General features: G+C 66.0%; 15 protein-coding genes. 12 read left to right on the forward strand and 3 right to left on the reverse strand.

From position 1 onward, the window contains the following. Nucleotides 1-67 precede the first annotated feature (67 nt). From I8N54_RS07080 to I8N54_RS07095, 4 genes are read left to right on the forward strand one after another with little or no spacing between them, the layout of a single operon-like run. Entirely contained in the window at nucleotides 68-775 is a 708-nt protein-coding gene (locus I8N54_RS07080; protein ID WP_140193231.1) for a (2Fe-2S) ferredoxin domain-containing protein, read from the forward strand. Then, complete coding sequence (locus I8N54_RS07085) at nucleotides 772-1,704, forward strand: ABC transporter substrate-binding protein (RefSeq protein ID WP_140193230.1); 933 nt, start codon at nucleotides 772-774, stop codon at nucleotides 1,702-1,704. Before I8N54_RS07080 ends, I8N54_RS07085 begins: the two co-directional genes overlap by 4 nt. A gap of 29 nt (nucleotides 1,705-1,733) precedes the next feature. Further along, on the forward strand, nucleotides 1,734-2,711 hold the full coding sequence (locus tag I8N54_RS07090; RefSeq protein WP_140193229.1) for a FecCD family ABC transporter permease: 978 nt from the start codon (nucleotides 1,734-1,736) through the stop codon (nucleotides 2,709-2,711). Next, on the forward strand, nucleotides 2,701-3,483 hold the full coding sequence (locus I8N54_RS07095) for an ABC transporter ATP-binding protein (protein WP_140193228.1): 783 nt from the start codon (nucleotides 2,701-2,703) through the stop codon (nucleotides 3,481-3,483). Before I8N54_RS07090 ends, I8N54_RS07095 begins: the two co-directional genes overlap by 11 nt. Nucleotides 3,484-3,607: 124 nt before the next feature. Here I8N54_RS07095 and I8N54_RS07100 read toward each other — a convergent pair whose 3' ends face one another. Beyond that, the gene (locus I8N54_RS07100) at nucleotides 3,608-4,510 is read right to left on the reverse strand and encodes a GntR family transcriptional regulator (RefSeq protein WP_140193227.1); all 903 of its coding nucleotides are present in this window, start codon (nucleotides 4,508-4,510) and stop codon (nucleotides 3,608-3,610) included. Between the two features lie 113 nt (nucleotides 4,511-4,623). Here I8N54_RS07100 and I8N54_RS07105 point away from each other — a divergent pair, with 113 nt between their 5' ends. The 8 genes from I8N54_RS07105 (at nucleotide 4,624) to I8N54_RS07140 (ending at nucleotide 15,365) form a co-directional block, all read left to right on the forward strand. Next, a complete protein-coding gene (locus I8N54_RS07105) occupies nucleotides 4,624-5,631 on the forward strand; it encodes a zinc-binding alcohol dehydrogenase family protein (protein ID WP_140193226.1) in 1,008 nt (335 codons plus the stop codon). Between the two features lie 213 nt (nucleotides 5,632-5,844). After that, a complete protein-coding gene (locus I8N54_RS07110; protein WP_140193225.1) occupies nucleotides 5,845-7,134 on the forward strand; it encodes an ABC transporter substrate-binding protein in 1,290 nt (429 codons plus the stop codon). After that, nucleotides 7,134-8,096 carry a carbohydrate ABC transporter permease gene (locus I8N54_RS07115; protein ID WP_197097470.1) on the forward strand — a complete coding sequence of 321 codons (963 nt, stop codon included), beginning with the start codon at nucleotides 7,134-7,136 and terminating at the stop codon, nucleotides 8,094-8,096. The genes I8N54_RS07110 and I8N54_RS07115 overlap by 1 nt, the downstream gene beginning before the upstream one ends. Further along, complete coding sequence (locus tag I8N54_RS07120) at nucleotides 8,096-8,917, forward strand: carbohydrate ABC transporter permease (protein ID WP_140193223.1); 822 nt, start codon at nucleotides 8,096-8,098, stop codon at nucleotides 8,915-8,917. Before I8N54_RS07115 ends, I8N54_RS07120 begins: the two co-directional genes overlap by 1 nt. A 4-nt stretch (nucleotides 8,918-8,921) precedes the next feature. Further along, nucleotides 8,922-10,955, forward strand: a complete 2,034-nt coding sequence (locus I8N54_RS07125; RefSeq protein ID WP_140193222.1) for an alpha-amylase family protein — start codon at nucleotides 8,922-8,924, stop codon at nucleotides 10,953-10,955. Between the two features lie 39 nt (nucleotides 10,956-10,994). After that, the gene (locus I8N54_RS07130) at nucleotides 10,995-12,020 is read left to right on the forward strand and encodes a LacI family DNA-binding transcriptional regulator (protein ID WP_140193221.1); all 1,026 of its coding nucleotides are present in this window, start codon (nucleotides 10,995-10,997) and stop codon (nucleotides 12,018-12,020) included. A gap of 25 nt (nucleotides 12,021-12,045) precedes the next feature. Continuing rightward, entirely contained in the window at nucleotides 12,046-13,119 is a 1,074-nt protein-coding gene (locus tag I8N54_RS07135; protein WP_140193220.1) for an ABC transporter ATP-binding protein, read from the forward strand. A 23-nt stretch (nucleotides 13,120-13,142) separates the two neighbouring features. Further along, complete coding sequence (locus I8N54_RS07140; protein ID WP_140193219.1) at nucleotides 13,143-15,365, forward strand: glycoside hydrolase family 95 protein; 2,223 nt, start codon at nucleotides 13,143-13,145, stop codon at nucleotides 15,363-15,365. 27 nt (nucleotides 15,366-15,392) lie between these two features. On the opposite strand, the gene I8N54_RS07145 is transcribed toward I8N54_RS07140, so the two are convergent. Together I8N54_RS07145 and I8N54_RS07150 are read right to left on the reverse strand one after the other, a co-directional pair. Continuing rightward, nucleotides 15,393-15,530 carry a hypothetical protein gene (locus tag I8N54_RS07145; RefSeq protein WP_197097469.1) on the reverse strand — a complete coding sequence of 46 codons (138 nt, stop codon included), beginning with the start codon at nucleotides 15,528-15,530 and terminating at the stop codon, nucleotides 15,393-15,395. After that, complete coding sequence (locus I8N54_RS07150) at nucleotides 15,523-16,485, reverse strand: YihY/virulence factor BrkB family protein (protein WP_140195565.1); 963 nt, start codon at nucleotides 16,483-16,485, stop codon at nucleotides 15,523-15,525. The genes I8N54_RS07145 and I8N54_RS07150 overlap by 8 nt, the downstream gene beginning before the upstream one ends. Nucleotides 16,486-16,690 lie beyond the last annotated feature (205 nt).

Consider the following 16,690-nt stretch of genomic DNA (forward strand, 5'->3'; position numbering starts at 1 on the left):
GAATAGCGATGACGACTTCGGCCATCCGGCCGCGCATTCGACCCGGTGCCCCGACAGGGCAGTGGCCATGCGCATCACGATCTACCTGATTTCGGCAAGTTACCTGAGCCGCTCCCGCTTCCGGCAGATCGCCGATGGCCTGGTCGCCGCGTCGGACGGGCCCGCCCGGGCCCTGCGGCTGGAGGAGGACGGCCAGAGCCTGTGGCACGCGCTGGACGCCGCCCGTGACGAGGGCGCGAAAGAGATCCTGCTTCGACCGACGGGCATTCCCTTCTCGCAGAGCCTCGCGGCCTGGCTGCCGGGGGCGGCTGCGGACTGGCTTGCCCGGCAGGGTGACGAGGCGCCCTTGGTGCTCTGGACCGATCCTGTCGACCTCGACCCTGCGATCCATGCCGTCCTTGCGAACGCCCCTTGTGAGCCACGGCCGATCGCCGCGTCGCGGGGTGCTGCAAACGGAAGAGGGTGGGACACTCTGGGGCCGGTCGGACGCCACGTCCTCGTCTGCACCGGGCCGCGCTGCCACATGCGCGATGGGACCGATCTCGCGCGCGAAATCTCCCGGCAGACGTCGCTCGCCGGCCTCAGGGACGTGGAGGTGATCCGCACCTCCTGCCTCGTGCCCTGCAATCGCGGCCCGGTCGTCATCCTCTATCCGCAGGGCCAGTGGTTCCGCCTGACCAGCCGCGCCGATGTTGCCCGTTTCGTCGAGAAGGCGCTCGTTCAGCGCGTCGCTTGCCCCGATCTCGAGACCTTCATCACAGGAGAACCCGCATGAAGTCCCTTGTCCTTTCGCTTCCCGTTGCGCTCATCGCCATGGGCGCACTTGCGCAGGAGACCACGGTCGAAACCTGCTACGGCCAGCAGACCTTCGACGCGGCGCCGACCCGCGCCGTCACGCTGAACCAGCAGGCGACCGAAGTGATGCTGGCGCTCGGGCTGGAGGGCAGCATGGTGGGGACCGCCTACATGGACGACGAGATTCCGGCGCAGTGGGCGGAGGCCTACGAGAGCGTGCCGGTGCTGGCGGAGCAATATCCTGCGCGGGAGATCGTGCTGGCCGAAGAACCCGACTTTCTCTTTGCCGGCTTCGGCTCGGCCTTCAACGAGGACAACCTCGGTGCGGCGGAGGACTGGCACGAGCTCGGGATCGGCACCTACCTTGCCAACGCCTCGTGCAGTGATCTGCACCCGGAGGGCGAGCCGCTCACGACCCAGCCCATCTTCACCGACATCGAGATCATCGGCGACATCTTCGGCATCGAGGACCGGGCCGCCGAGGTCGCCGCCGAGATCCGGGCGCGGTTCGATGCGGTCTCCGACGCCGCGCCGGGCGCAGGCATGACGGCCTTCCTTTTCGACAGCGGCGATACCGCGCCCTACACCGCCGGCTGCTGCGGTTCGGCTGCGACGCTGATGCGGCAAGTCGGCCTCGAGAGCATCACGGCCGATGTCCAGGGCCGCTGGGCAGAGGTGAGCTGGGAGTTGGTCGTCGCCGCCGATCCGGACGTGATCGTCCTGAACGATGCAGACTGGTCGACGGCCGACGAGAAGCGCGCCTACATGGAAAATGACCCGGTTCTCGGCGAACTCCGCGCTGTGCAGGCGGGCAGGTTCGTCACCGTGCCATTCTCGCAGACCGTCCTCGGCATGCAGTTTGTCGACGGCGTCGAAAACCTCTCCGACCAGCTCGGCGCACTGGAGTGACCTCAGGGCGACGGACATTTCTCTGGCCGATGTCGCTCGCGCTGCTTGGTGCGGCGATGCTGGCCGGGGTCTTCTGGGGCACCGCGCAGATTGGCTGGAGCGACCGCTGGGCAATCCTCACCGGCGATCCGGAGGCGCCGAGGTCGCTGAGCCTGATCGTATGGCAATGGCGGATGCCCCGTGTCCTCGCGGTGGCGCTGATCGGGGCGGGCCTGTCGCTGGCGGGCGCGCTGATGCAGACTGCCCTGCGCAACCCGCTGGCCGACCCCTACCTCATGGGGTTGTCATCCGGCGCCTCCGCCGCGGCGGTCGCCATGATCATCTGGGCACCCGCCTGGATCGCCGATGTGCTCGGCGTGCCGCTCGCCGCCTTCCTCGGGGCCTCTGCAGCCTTCGGGATCACGCTCGGCCTCGCGTTCCGACCGGGCCGGATGCTCTCGCCGCTGGTCGTCATCCTCGCCGGCGTCGCAGTGTCGCTGATGTTTCAGTCGCTGACCGCGTTCTTCCTCTATATCGGTGACCCGCAGGCCACGCGGGCGGCGCTCGGCTGGCTGATGGGCACTGCGGCGGGCACGGACTGGAGCGACCTTCCAGTGCTGGCGCTCGCGACGACGACCGTGGCAGGGGCCGCGTTCTGGCGCGCGGGTGACCTCGACACGCTGTTGCTGGGCGACGAGCGGGCGGCGGCGCTCGGAATGCGGGTGGGGCTGCTCCGTCTGTTGATCTTCGTCGGAACTGCGCTGCTCACGGGGCTTTCGGTCGCGGTGGCGGGGATCGTCGGCTTCGTCGGCCTGATCGTGCCGCACATGGCGCGGCTCCTGATCGGCGCGCGGCACCGGAGGCTGCTGCCGCTGGCGATGGTGCTGGGCGCAATCGTGCTGGTCTGCGTCGATCTGCTCTGCCGCGTGCTGCTTGCGCCGGAGGAGCTTCCCCTCGGCGTGCTCCTCGCCCTGTTCGCCGCACCGCCCTTCATCTTCATCCTGCGCAGGGTCCGCGATGTCGCCTGAGCCCTTTCTGTCCATCGAGGATCTGCACGTCGAAGCCGGGGGGCTGCCCCGCGTTCGCGGTGTGTCCCTGGCCGTGAAGGAGGGGCGCTTTCATGGTCTTCTTGGCCCGAACGGTGCCGGCAAAACGACGGTCCTCCGAGTCCTCTACAGGGCGGCACGCGCCCAATCCGGCGAGGTGCGCCTGGGTGGTCGGCGCATGGCGGACTGGAGGCCGCAGGAGTGGGCGGCCATGACCGGAGCACTGGTGCAGGAAAGCGGGCTGCTGTCGGGCTTGACCGTGCGCGATGTCGTCGAAATCGGGATGGCACGATCCAGTCTTTCGCTCCGGCAATCCGGCGCCCGGATCGACGATGCCCTGGCGCTCGTCGGATTGGGGGATCGGCAGGATCAGGAAGCTGCGACCCTGTCGGGTGGCGAGCAGCAGCGTGCGCACATGGCTCAGCTCCTCGCCCGTGATCCGCTGCTCTATATCCTCGACGAGCCGACCAATCACCTCGACCTGCACTACCAGCTCGTCCTGCTGGACGAGGTCAAGCGGCGCGGTCGAACGGTCATCGCGACGTTCCATGACCTCGCAATGGCGGCCCGTTATTGCGATACGGTCAGCGTCATGTCCGCAGGACGGTCGGTGGCGACCGGCTCTCCGTCGGACACGATCACGCAAAGCCTGCTGCACGAGGTCTACGGCGTGCGGGGGAGTCTCGACGGCGCGCAGCTTCGACTCGATGGGCCGGTTTCTCGTGGATCGGACGACCTGGCGCGCCGGTCGTGACGACGCTGCGGGAGAGCCTCAAGGACACCAGCATTGCCGATTGTGTCGACCTCATCACCGGGGGAGCGGCTGTTGGGGATCGAAGCGGCTAAAAGCGCGCGTCCCATCTGCTGAGGCGTGAGCTTCAGCCGAGATCGTGGTGGCGCAGCGAGGAGAGCAGCGTCGTCCGCGAAGTCGCGAGATGAGCCTTCGCGGCCTCGACCGCTGCTTCCTCATCCCGTGCCTCCAGCGCGTCGATGATGGCGAGGTGCTCCTCGATCGCGGCGGCGTTGCGGGTCTTCTCCTCGGTCTTGTCCCAAAGGTAGTGGTAATAGAAGATCAGCGAGATCACCTTCTGGAACTCGCTGATGAAGCGGTTCCGCACGATCGAGTTGATCGCGCCGTGAAAGGCGCCGTCGAGTTGCGAGAAGTCGTGGTAGTCCGTCTCGATCCGGTCCCGAAGCGACAGGTGCGCCGCGCGCAACTCGCTCAGCCTGGGCCAGATCGGGTGGTCGTCGGGCAGGCGGGCCACTTGGGACACGGCATTGACTTCGAGCACGGCCCGGAATTCCGACAGCTCGATCGCGTAATTCCGGGTGAAGCCGAGCAGCTTCCAGCCGCCACGGGGGCGGCGTGCCACGAGACCGAAGCGGCTGAGGCTGGCGAGGAACTCCTTGAACTCGTGCTGTGAGACACCGAACGTCCGCGACAACTCTGCCACCGATAGGTTCGTCTCCGCCGGAACGTCGAAACGGAGCACCCATTCGAGAAAGCGCTGTTCCAGGTCCTCCGACTGGCCTTCGGTGGCAGTGGCCTCCAGCCGATCAGCTTCGGTCGGCGCGCGCAGAACGTGCTTCGCGCGGCCGTCCCAGCTGATGACGCCATGTTCGTCGAGCCGACCGAGACAGCGCCGCACGACGGTCCGACTGACCTCGGCAATCTCGCAAAGCGCCGATTCCGCGGGCAGGTCCGCCCCCGGGGAAAGCGTCGCGCAATGGTCGAGAAGGCAGTTGTACGCGGCGCGGTATCTGGTGTCGGTGCGGGCCAAGATACTGTCACCTTTGCCAAATTTCAGTATTTGTTTAAAATTATTAAAAACATTTGACCGAAGGCAAGTCAAGGTGAACGGTATGTAATCATTAAATGCCAAACGGAGGGGCAATGGGACTTGTGACTGAAACGATGGCCAGCGGTGTCTGCGAGGCACCTGGTCGGTTTACCGTTTCGGAACGCCCGGTTCCTGGCCCCGCACCGGACGGATGGGTCACGGTCGACATCGGGGCCGTCGGCCTCTGCGGGACCGACTACCACATCTACGAGGGCAAGCATCCCTACCTCGACTACCCCCGCGTGATCGGTCACGAGCTGTCGGGCACCATCACGAGCGGCGCGGATGCAGGGCAGCTTGTCGTGGTCAATCCATATATCTCCTGTGGCCATTGCCGGGCCTGCAACAAGGGGCGGCCGAACTGCTGCGCCTCGCTCGAGGTGCTCGGCGTGCACCGAGACGGTGGCATGTGCCGGACGATCACCGTGCCGCGCGGAAATCTATACGCGGCCGACGGGCTGGATGCGCACCAGGCGGCGATGGTGGAATTCCTGTCGATCGGGGCGCACGGCGTCTCTCGTGCACCGATCGGGCCGGGCGACCGCGTCCTCGTCACCGGGGCCGGGCCGATCGGACTGGGCGTTGCGCTGTTCGCGCGGATGACCGGAGCGGAAGTTCACCTGACGGACACGAGCGACCGGCGCCTTCAGTTCGCGGGGACGCGGCTCGGCTTTTCGAACCTTCACCGCGCAGAGGACAAGATCGTCACCGGCGCGCTGTCGGATGGTTTCGATGTGGTGTTCGACGCGACCGGTTCCGTCCGGGCGATCGAGCGCGGGTTTTCCATGGTCGCGCAGGGGGGCGCGACGGTGCTGCTGAGCGTCGTGAAGGACGAGATCCGGTTCTCCGACGCGGAGTTTCATCGGCGGGAGACCCAGATCATTGGATCCCGCAACGCGCTGAAGCGCGATTTCGATGCGGTCATGGAGGCGATGCGGACGGGCGAGATCTCGACCGACACGCTGCTGTCTGAAGTCATTCCGCTTGGCGATCTGCCAAAGCGTTTGCCTGAATTGGTTCAGTCCAGGGAGGATATCGTGAAAGTGCTTGTCACACCCTGACGCGGGAACGTCCTGACTGGGAGCAGTCGCTCCCGGGGCATGTGTCGCTCGGACCAAATGGTCACGGGAGCGAGCGAACGTGTCGTAATATAATGATATAAAATGAAAAAAGTTAAGAAAGGTGGAAGCACTTCAGTTGATCTGCGGACCTTAATTGATAACGTTTGCAACTAGGGTGGTCGGAGGAGGCCGCCTCTTGAAGGGAGGAAAGAAATGATACACTCGATAAGCTCACGACAGGGGCCTCGCAGCCTCATCGCCGCGCTTGGCCTGACCACTGCGCTGACGGGGGCGGCCTTTGCCCAGGACCTCAGCGGCGACCTCGTGATCCTGAACTGGCAGGGTGGCGTCGATGGTGAGATGTGGGACGAGCTTGAAGCCGCTTTCATGGAGCAGCATCCCGACGTCACCATCAGCGAACTTGAGATCATCGCACAGGGTGACGCGCGCGGTGGCATCCGCTCCGCGCTGCTCGGCGGGGAAGTCGTCGACCTCATCATCAACACCTGGCCGGCGTTCCGCGAGGAGTTGGCGGTGTCGGGCATCATACGGCCGATGGACGAGGAATGGGAGGCCAACGGCTGGGACGACATGCTAGGCCAGTCCTGGAAAGACCTCGGCATGATCGACGGCGAGGTCTACGGCCTTACCTACACCTATGGCGACCGCTCCGCGATCTGGTACGACACCGAACATCTCGAGAAAGCCGGGATCGAGCCGCCGGAGACATGGGAGGAGTTCCTCGCCAGCTTCGACGCGCTGTCGGAGGCCGGCTATGCCGTTCCGGTCGGCATCCCCGGCAAGTACTGGGCCCACGCGGAGTGGTTCGAGTCGCTGCTCCTGCGGACTGGCGGGGTAGAGGCGGCCGCGCAGCTCGCCGCGCACGAGATCCCCTGGACCGACCCCGTCGTCCGAGAGGCGATGATGAAGTTCAAGGAGATGATCGACGCCGGCTGCTGCGGGGATGCGTCGCAGATGCTTGCCAATGACTGGGACGGCGTTGCGGACCAGGTCTTCCAGGCCGATGCCATGAACTACCTGCTGATCGGCATGTGGATGAACGCCCGGGCCAAGAACGAGTACGGTCTGACCGAAGGCGAGGATTACTCGATCTTCCAGTTCCCGGCGCTCGGCATGGGGCACGACAACACCTCCACAGTCGACGCCAAGGAGCTCAACATCACGACCAACGGCGAGAACCCCGAGGCGGCGCAGGCCTTCCTCGACTTCATGCTGACGGAAGAGGCGACGACGATCCTTGCCGAATACGGCTACGCGTCGCCGAGCACCGCGGCGGATACCTCGCTGCTCGGCCCGGTCCAGCAGCAGGCCACGGCGGCTGTCAGCGAGTCCGAAGTGCAGTTCGTCCTTGGGGACCTTCTGCCGGGTGATCTCGTCGACGAGTACCGGGTGCAGCTGCAGCGCTTCCTGCAGGACCCGAGCGAGGAGAACATCGATCAGGTCCTCGCCGCGATCGAGGCCAAGGCCGCGAGCGCCTACTGATGGGACAGTCTGCCGCAAAATATGCGGCAGGCGCCGCTCTTTCCGGTCGCGACCGGGGGGAGCGCGGCATCGATCTCGCCGCGCACTCCCGGCCGCGCCTGAGAGACGCTCCGGCCGCCTGGCTGCTCATCATTCCGGTTCTGCTGCTGTTCTCCGTTTCGGTGGTTTATCCGCTGTTCGAGACGTTGCGGTTGAGCCTGTTCGACATCCGCGGTCTCGCGCCGCCGGAATACGTCGGCTTCGGCAACTACGTTCAGCTTTTTGCCGACCCGGCGTTCCGCAACACGATCTCCACCACCCTCATCTTCACGCTGGCGACAACCGCGATTTCGGTAGTCATCGGGTGGACACTCGCAATGCTGTGCTCGTTCGCCCCCCGCCAGACCCTGCCATTCCGCCTGATGGTCTTCGCGGCCTTCGGCGTCTCCGAGACGGTCAGCGGCTTCATGTGGATCGGCATCCTGCGTCCTGACGAGGCCGGCTTGCTCAACTCCGTCATCGGGATCTTCTCGCCTGGCTTCTCTTACGCGTGGCTCGGAGACGAGACGACGGCGCTTGGCGCCCTGATCGTCGCCGCGACCTGGAGCGCGGTGGGCCTGCCGATGCTGCTGTGCTTCGCGTCGGTTCAGGCGATCCCGCGCAGCGTGCTCGAGGCGGCCTACATGGACGGTGCGAAACCCGTGTCGATCATGCGCCACATCATGATGCCGCTGTCCCTGCCGGGCGTGCGCGTCGCGATCTTCATCAACCTGCTCGGGGCGCTGCGCGCCTTCGACATCATCTACATCCTGACGGGCGGCGGGCCGGTGCGCGCGACGGAGACGATCGGCTACTTCATGTACCGCGAGTCCATGACGCAGTTCAAACTGGGCTACGGCGCCGCCGCGACGGTGGTTCTGCTGATCGCCGTGCTCGTCATCTCTATTCCTGCCATCGCGCAGAGAACGGCAGGTGCGAAATGATGATCGGTCGTTCCCCACGCTGGGCCGTCTACATCATGGCTGTCGTCGGCTTCATCTGGATCATTCCCATCATCGGGATCGTCGTGATGTCCATCCGCCCGATGAGCGAGACGATGCTCGGCTGGTGGCGGCTCGACGAGGTGTCCTTCACCCTGAGCGCGTGGAAACGGGTCTGGGGAGAGTACGAACTCGGCAACGCCTTCTGGTCGACCGCGCGGCTCGCCGGCATCTCGACGGTGCTGACGATGCTCATGACACCGGCCGCCGCCTACGCGTTCCACTTCCTCAAGTTCCGCTTCCGGCGTCTGCTGCTGATCATCATCATCAACGCCTTCGTGCTGCCCCAGCAGGTCGTCATCATTCCGCTGTTCCGCCTGTGGCGCGATCTCGGAATGATCGACAACATCGCGGCGGTCGTCATTCCCTATGTCGGGATGAGTTTCGCTTGGTCCATCTTCTTGGTGAAGAACTTCCTCGAAGACTTTCCGAAGGAGCTTATCGAAGCCTCGCGTATCGACGGCTGCGGTCCGATCTCGACCTTCCGTCACGTGGTGCTGCCGAACGCGCTCAGCCCGATCTTCGCCGTCGGCATCCTGCAGTTCCTGTGGACCTGGAACGCGTTGCTGCTGCCGATGCTCTACCTGCGCAACGATCTGCCGCTGCCGGTCGTGCTGGCATCGGTCTCGGGCAGCTATGATCCGAACTGGGATCTCAAGGCCGTCGCCGCCATCATCACGACAAGCGTTCCGCTCGTCATCTTCATGATCTTCCAACGACAATTCGCCGCCGGCTCACAAGTGAACAGCGGCGGGAAGGAATAAAACGATGCTCAAGAAAAATCGCAATCCGCTGCGCTATCGGCAGATTCACCTCGATTTTCACACCTCCGAACACATCCCCGGAATCGGCGCGGCCTTCGACCCTGAGGAGTTCGTTTCGACCCTGCAGGCGGCGCATGTCGACTCGATCACGTTGTTCGCCAAGTGCCACCACGGCTGGTCCTATTACCCGACCGAGGTTGGTGCACCCCACCCGCATCTCGAGCGCGAGGACCTGCTGGGCGACATGGTGACGGCGCTGAAGGCGGCGGACATCGAGTGTCCGATCTACATCACCGTCCAGTGGGACGAGCGCAATTCGCGGTTGCATCCAGAATGGCGGGTCTGCAGTGCAGGAGAGGACAATCCCTTCGCCCCCGGTCCGCTGGATGCGGCGTGGCACACGCTCTGCTTGAACCATGAGGCCTACCGCGCGGAGCTGCTCGAACATGCCCGCGAAGTGGTGCGTCGCTACGATCCGCCGGGCCTGTTCTTCGACATCATCCTCACGCCGAGCTGCGCCTGCGCGGCCTGCATGGAGCGGATGACCTCGATGGGCCGCGATCCGTCGAGCGCCGCTGACAGGCTCAGCAACGACGAAGAGGTCAACGAGATCTTCCGCAGCGATATGACCAAGGCCCTGCGCGAGGAGTTTCCCGACCTGCGGATTTTCTACAACTGCGGCCACATCCACAAACAGGGTGCCAAGCGCTTCGAGCCCTACAGCCACCTCGAACTCGAAAGTCTGCCGACAGGCGGCTGGGGCTACGACCACTTCCCCTCGAGCGCGCGCTACGCGGCGACGCTGGGGCTCGATTTCGTCGCCCACACGGGCAAGTTTCACACGACCTGGGGCGAATTCGGCGGCTTCAAGCATCCTGATGCGCTCGAGTTCGAATGTGCGCAGATGGTCGCGCTCGGCTCCAAGTGCCTTGTCGGGGACCAGCTCCACCCCAATGGCCGGATCAACGCCGATACATACCGCTCGATCGCGCCGGCCTACGCGCGCGTCGAGAAGCTGGAGCCCTATCTCGACGGCGCCCGCCAGATTTCGGAGATCGCGGTGCTCTCGGCGGAGCATTTCAGCCACGAGGACCGCCGCAATCATCCGAGCGACGACGGGGCGACGCAGATGCTGCAAGAGCTGAAGTACCCGTTCGACGTGGTGGATTCCGGCTCCGACCTGTCGCGCTACAAGCTGATCATCCTGCCTGACGACATCTCGCTCGACGAGGCGATGACGGGCAAGCTGCGCGACTTCCACAAGGCGGGGGGCAAGCTGCTCGCCTCGGACCGCTCCGGCCTTTCGGCTGACGGGACGCCGGTGCTGCCGCTCGGTCTGAAGACCGGCCCCGAACGTCATCCGTTCGACCCGAGCTACATCGTTCCCGCGAGCGGCGCTTTGCCGTCGTTGCCAGCCGGGGCGTCGGTGGTCTACGGCAGTGCCCGCAAGGTCGAGGCGGACGGGGCGGAGGTGCTCGCGACCGTGCACCGGCCCTATTTCAACCGCTCTTACGCGCACTTCTGCTCTCACCAGCATGCGCCGGACGACCCGGACGCCGCGCCGCTGGGGCCGGCGGCGACGATCCACGACGGGATCGGTTACGTGGCCTATCCGATCTTCGATATCTACCGGCAGGTCGGGCAGCCGATCTACAAGTATCTCGTCGGTGAGATGATCTCGCGGCTGCTGCCGGACCCCGTGCTGACAACCGACCTGCCGTCGTCGGGCCGCGCTTCGATCTCGGTGCAGGAGGACCAGAACCGACATGTCCTGCACCTGCTCTACGGTCCGCCGCAGATCCGCGGCAAGTCCGTCGCGGGCCAGCGCGGGGAAACCCGCGTGATGGAGATGATCGAGGACATTCCCGCCATCGGTCCGGTCCGGGCCGAGGTCCGCCTGCCGAAAGCGCCGAAGCGCGCGTTCGATGCGATGACGGGCGAGGAGCTGGAGGTCACCTCCGCGGGCGAGGGGTGCTACGCCGTCACGATACCGCGCCTGCACATCCACAGTGCCATCGTTTTCGAGGAAAGCGTCTGAGGCGATGTGGACCGGTCATTCGGCAGAAAGGGCAGGGGCATGAGCTCCGTTCGGCGCGAGCGTCAGCCCACGGTGATCGACGTCGCCGCCGAGGCCGGTGTCGCCGTCGGGACGGTGTCGCGCTTCCTGCGCGGCCAGCCGGTCCGCGATGGCAACCGGGAGCAGATCGAGCGCGCCATCGACCTGCTCGGCTACCGGCACAATGCGCTCGCCGCCTCGATGAAGACGGGCGAGCAGCGCATGATCGGTTTCCTGCTGCCGGGGCTGTCGGAATTCCACGCCGGGCTGCTCGGCGAGGTGAGCCAGCGGCTTCGCAGGTCGGACCGGGCCGTGCTGTCCTACCTGCATGATTTCGACCGGGGGTCGATCCTCGAGGGGATCGACTTCTTCCGGAGCCACCGGGTCAACTCGATCGTGCTGGCCGGCGTGGAGCACGTCGCCGAGGACCTGCATCGCGCCCTGCGGTCGGGCGTCGACTTCGTGCTCTACGACAACGACGTGCCCGGGCTGCCGGCGGACCGGGCCTTCGTCGAGCATCGGAAAGCCAGCCGGGAGGCGGTCGAGTACCTGCTGCGCCTCGGGCACCGTCGCATCGCCACCATACACGGGATGGAGCGTGACAGCGCGGGCCGGGAGCGGCTCGGTGGATACCGCGATGCCATGGCGGCGGCCGGGATATCTCCGGATCCCGAACTGATAGTGGACGGCGGCTGGAACGAGGTCGGTGGACGCGCAGCCATCGCCCGGCTCATGGCGCTGGAGACGCCGCCGACGGCGGTCTACTCGGCGAACTACAGCATGAGCTTTGGGGCGCTCGAATGGTGCCGCGACAACGGTGTGCGGCTCCCCGACGACCTGTCGTGGGTCAGCTTCGACGATGTGCCGGCCTTCTGCCTGCATTCGCCGAAGATCACGGCAGTCGACCAGCGGCGCGACAATATCGCGGTCGCCATCGACCGGCTTCTTGAAGGCCAGAGACTGAAGCCGGGCCCCGAGCACCGGCAGGAGGTGGCCGTGTCCTGCGATCTGGTGATCCGGGACTCGGTGAGGGCGATCACGCCCTGAGAAGACACAGAGGAGGAGATGGACCATGGCTTCGGTAGAAATCGACCAGGTCGGCAAAAGCTACGGCGCGTTGGAGGTCATCAAGGACCTCAACCTGCACCTCGAGGACGGCAAGCTGACGGTCTTCGTCGGCCCGTCCGGCTGCGGGAAGTCGACGCTGCTGCGCATGATCGCGGGGCTGGAGCGGATCACTGCGGGCGAGATCCGCATCGACGGCAAGCGCGCGAACGACGCCGACCCGATCGAGCGGGGCGTCGCGATGGTATTCCAGAACTATGCGCTTTATCCGCACATGACGGTCGAGCAGAACATCGGCTTCTCGCTGCGGATGGCCGGTCTGACCCGGCCCGATATCGCCGCGCGCGTGCGCGCCGCGGCGCAGACGCTCCAGATCGAGGAGCTCCTGTCGCGCAAGCCGGCGCAGCTTTCCGGGGGGCAGCGCCAGCGGGTTGCCATCGGCCGTGCCATCGTGCGCGATCCCAAGGTGTTCCTGTTCGATGAGCCGCTGTCGAACCTCGATGCCGAGCTCCGCGTCTCGATGCGGGTCGAGATCGCCAAGCTGCACCAGAAGTTGCAGAACACCATGATCTACGTGACCCACGACCAGACGGAAGCGATGACGCTGGCCGACCGGATCGTCGTGATGCGGGCCGGCAAGATCGAACAGGTCGGAACGCCCGAAGAGCTCTACGAGGAGCCCGCGAACCTCTTCGTCGCCGGGTTCATCGGCTCGCCCCGGATGAATATCATTGACGCGACGGGGCAGGGCGAGGCCGTCCGCTTCGGCGACAACCAGTCACTGCCGTTTGCCGGGCCGGCCGGCCCGCTCAAGCTCGGCATCCGCCCCGAGCACATGCACCCCGGCGGCGACGGCGATCAGAGCCTTCAGGTCCGGGTGGATGTCGTCGAGAACCTCGGCGGGACCCGGTACATCTACGGCAGCCTTCCGTCCGGAGAGCCGGTGATCGTCGAGGACCGCGACAAACGCGCCCCCGGCGCGGGTGAGGTCATGAAGGTCGGGTTCCGTTCCGCCGATGTGCGGCTTTTCACGCCGGACGGTCAGCGCCTCGACACGACCAGGGCCAAGGCTACGGCCTGAGAGCACTAAGAGGAAAGATCGTCATGACCAGCAACCTGCTCCGCTTCGACCGGCCCGCCACCGAATGGACCGCCGCGATACCGCTCGGCAACGGGCGGCTCGGGGCGATGCACTTTGGGGGTCCGGCGCGGGACGAATACCAGCTCAACGAGGACACGCTCTGGTCGGGCGGCCCCTACATGCCGACCAATCCGAAGGCGCTCGACGCACTGCCGGAGGTTCGCAGGCTGATCTTCGACGGCGAGTACCGCGCGGCCGACGACCTGATCGCCGAGACGATGATGGCGATCCCGCTGAAACAGATGAGCTTCCAGCCCGCCGGCAACCTGTGGCTCGATTTCGGCGAGGCGGGGACGGAGGGCTACGAGCGGACGCTCGACATGGGGGATGCCGTATCGGTCGTCACCTGCTCGGGCGCGGGGACCACCTACCGGCGGGAGAGCTTCATCTCGCCCGTGGACCAGTGTCTCGCGATCCGGGTCTCGTCCGAGGGGCCTGCGCCCGTGTCCCTGCGCCTGTCCTTGACGAGCGATCAGCCCGGCACGGCGCGCGCGAAGGATGACGGCTCGATCCTGTTCGAGGGCACGAACACCGGCGCCGAAGGGATCGATGGACAGCTGCGCTTCGCGATGCGGGCGGAGGTGGCGTCCGGTTCCATCAGCGTCGATGGCACGACGCTGGTCGTCACCGATCCCGTTGCGGTGGTGATCCTGCTCGACATCGCCACCAGCTTCGTCCGGTATGACGATGTCTCCGCAGACCCGCTCACGCGTCTCGACGACCGGCGCACGGCGCGCGAGGGCAGGGACTGGGCTGCGATGCGCGCCGACCATGTCGCCGCGCATCGGGAGCTGTTCGACCGGTTCGAGATCGACTTCGGCGACAGCGCCCAATCGAACCTGCCCGTGCCGCAGCGGGTGGCCGACTACGCTTCGAAGCACGATCCCGCCCTCGCCGCGCAGTACGTCCAGTTCGGACGCTACCTCATGATCTGCTCCTCCCGGCCCGGCACGCAGCCTGCGACGCTCCAAGGCATCTGGAACAAGGAGACGGATCCGCCGTGGGGCAGCAAGTACACGACGAATATCAACCTCGAGATGAACTACTGGCTTCCCGACCTCGTCGGCCTGCCAGAGTCCGTCGACCCGGTGATCGCACTGGTCGAGGACCTGGCCGAGACCGGCGCCACGATGGCGAAAGCCCACTACGGAGCATCGGGCTGGGTACTGCACCACAACACCGACATCTGGCGGGCCACCGGTCCGGTCGACGGTCCCCGGTGGGGGCAGTGGCCGATCGGGGGGGCGTGGCTCTGCGCGCAACTCTGGGATCACGCCTGCTTCGCCGGCTACCCTGACGCGCTCGTGTCCCGGCTGTACCCGCTGATGAAGGGCTGCGCGGAGTTCATGCTCGATTTCCTCGTCGAAGATCCGGTCAGCGGCGAGCTCGTCACGTCCCCCTCGAACTCGCCCGAGAACGAGCATGCTCACGACACGACCATCTGTGCCGGTCCCGCGATGGACAACCAGGTGCTGCGCGACCTGTTCGACGGTGTGGCAGACGCCGCCGTCCGTCTCGGGCAGGATGCGGCGTTCGCCGCGCGGGTCCGCGCCGCGCGCACACGTCTGCCCGGAGACCGGATCGGATCGGCCGGTCAACTGATGGAATGGCGCGAGGACTGGGACATGCAGGCGCCCGAGCGGCACCACCGCCATGTCAGTCACCTCTACGGGCTCTACCCGAGCCGCCAGATCAATGTCGACGGGACACCCGACCTCGCGGCGGCAGCGCGGCGCTCGCTCGAGATCCGGGGCGACGACGCGACCGGTTGGGGCATCGGCTGGCGCATCAATCTCTGGGCCCGGCTGCGGGACGGAAAACACGCGCACGACGTGCTGACGCTGCTGCTGTCGCCGGAGCGAACCTACGACAACCTTTTCGACGCCCATCCGCCCTTCCAGATCGACGGCAACTTCGGCGGTGCAGCCGGCATCATCGAGATGCTGGTGCAATCCCGCCCCGGCCACCTTGTCCTGCTGCCCGCGTTGCCCGCGCAATGGCCCGAGGGCCGTGTCCGTGGCCTCGGCGCGCGCGGTGGCCTGACGATCGACATGGACTGGTCGCAAGGCCGCGTCACCAAGTGCCGGATCGCCGGACCCGAGGGCGCACGGCTCGTGGTCGAGGAACGCAACGACCGGCGCGAGCTGGTCCTCAGCCCGCAAGGCGTAGAACTGGAGATGGTCTGAGCCGGTCTGGATGCGGCGTTGACGGCGTCAGCCACGCCAGAGCTGCGCCTCTGCTTCGGGCAACTCGGAACCGTTGTTGCATTTCACCCGGGTTACGGCTTTGCCGTCTTCGAGCAGAGTGACCGCAAGGACCTCGCCATCCGGGATCGGCCCGGTCTCATCCACGTACCGATCGTTTTTCCTTCTTCGGTCGTAGCGACTGTGCGAGCCGGCGGATCCTGATGGCGCGGTTCAGCTCGCCGCCGAAGATGAGAAGCAGCGCACCGAGATACATGAAGTACAGCGCCGCGATGATCCCGGCGAGGCCGGCGTAGTAGCTGGCGTAGGCGGCGAAGCTCGACAGGTAGACGGAGAAGGCCGCCGTCAGGGCGATCCAGGTCACCACGGTGAAGACGACGCCGGGCCAGATGCTGGAGAAGCGCGTGCGGCGGGCGGGCAGGGCGACATGCGCCGCGAACAGGGATGCCAGCAGGATAAGCGCGGCGGCCGGATAGCGGATCAGGCTCATCGTGACCGAGGCGGGATCGAACCCCGGCATCAGCTGGTGCAGCCACGATCCGGCCCTCGGTGCCAAGACGAGGAGGTAGCCGACCACGACGAACACGAGGCCCGCCATCACGACCACGCCCGCCTGCAGCGCGTAGATCAGGAGGCCCGACCGTTTCTCCTGAATACCGTAGGCCCGGTTCAGGCTGACCCGGACGCCGTCGACTCCGCCCACCGCGAACCAGATCGTCAGCAGGATACCGGCGCTCAGGACGCCGCCGCGCTGCACTGTCATCACCATTTCGACTTCCGAGACCATGGGCTCGACGATCGCCGAGGGGACGATGGCGATCAGGAAGTCGGTCAGGTCATCCGCCATCGAGCGGTCGCCGATGAAGGCGGTCAGCGAACTGGTGAAGATCAGGAACGGGAAGATCGCCAGAAGCATCCGAAAGGCGACGTTGCCGGCCAAGCCGAAGGCGTCGTCGCTCCAGAGGCGCAGCACCGCTTCATGCACGACCGCCACTGGCACGCGCCAGCCGGTGCCCGTCAGCAGGACTTCGGGGCGCGCGCTGACGACGCCGTGGGTCAGGACGGCATCTCGGACGGTCTGTTGATCGCGTTTGGCACTCATCGACGGGCTCTCGGGATATTCAACGGAGCGACAGGTAGAGGAGTTCTCGCACATTCCCAACGGTTCGGCCCGATTGCCGGACATCGCGGCCCTCTGGCCACGACCGGCGCTCGCCTCGATCATGATTGCAAGCGCCGGTGCGGGAATTTCGACCATTCCCACGGGCCGCACGGAACGCCGGGCAGGGACAGGGGTTAGCTCTGAC

The sequence above is a fragment of the Pelagovum pacificum genome (genome assembly GCF_016134045.1).
GTDB classification, from domain to species: Bacteria; Pseudomonadota; Alphaproteobacteria; order Rhodobacterales; family Rhodobacteraceae; genus Oceanicola; species Oceanicola pacificus_A.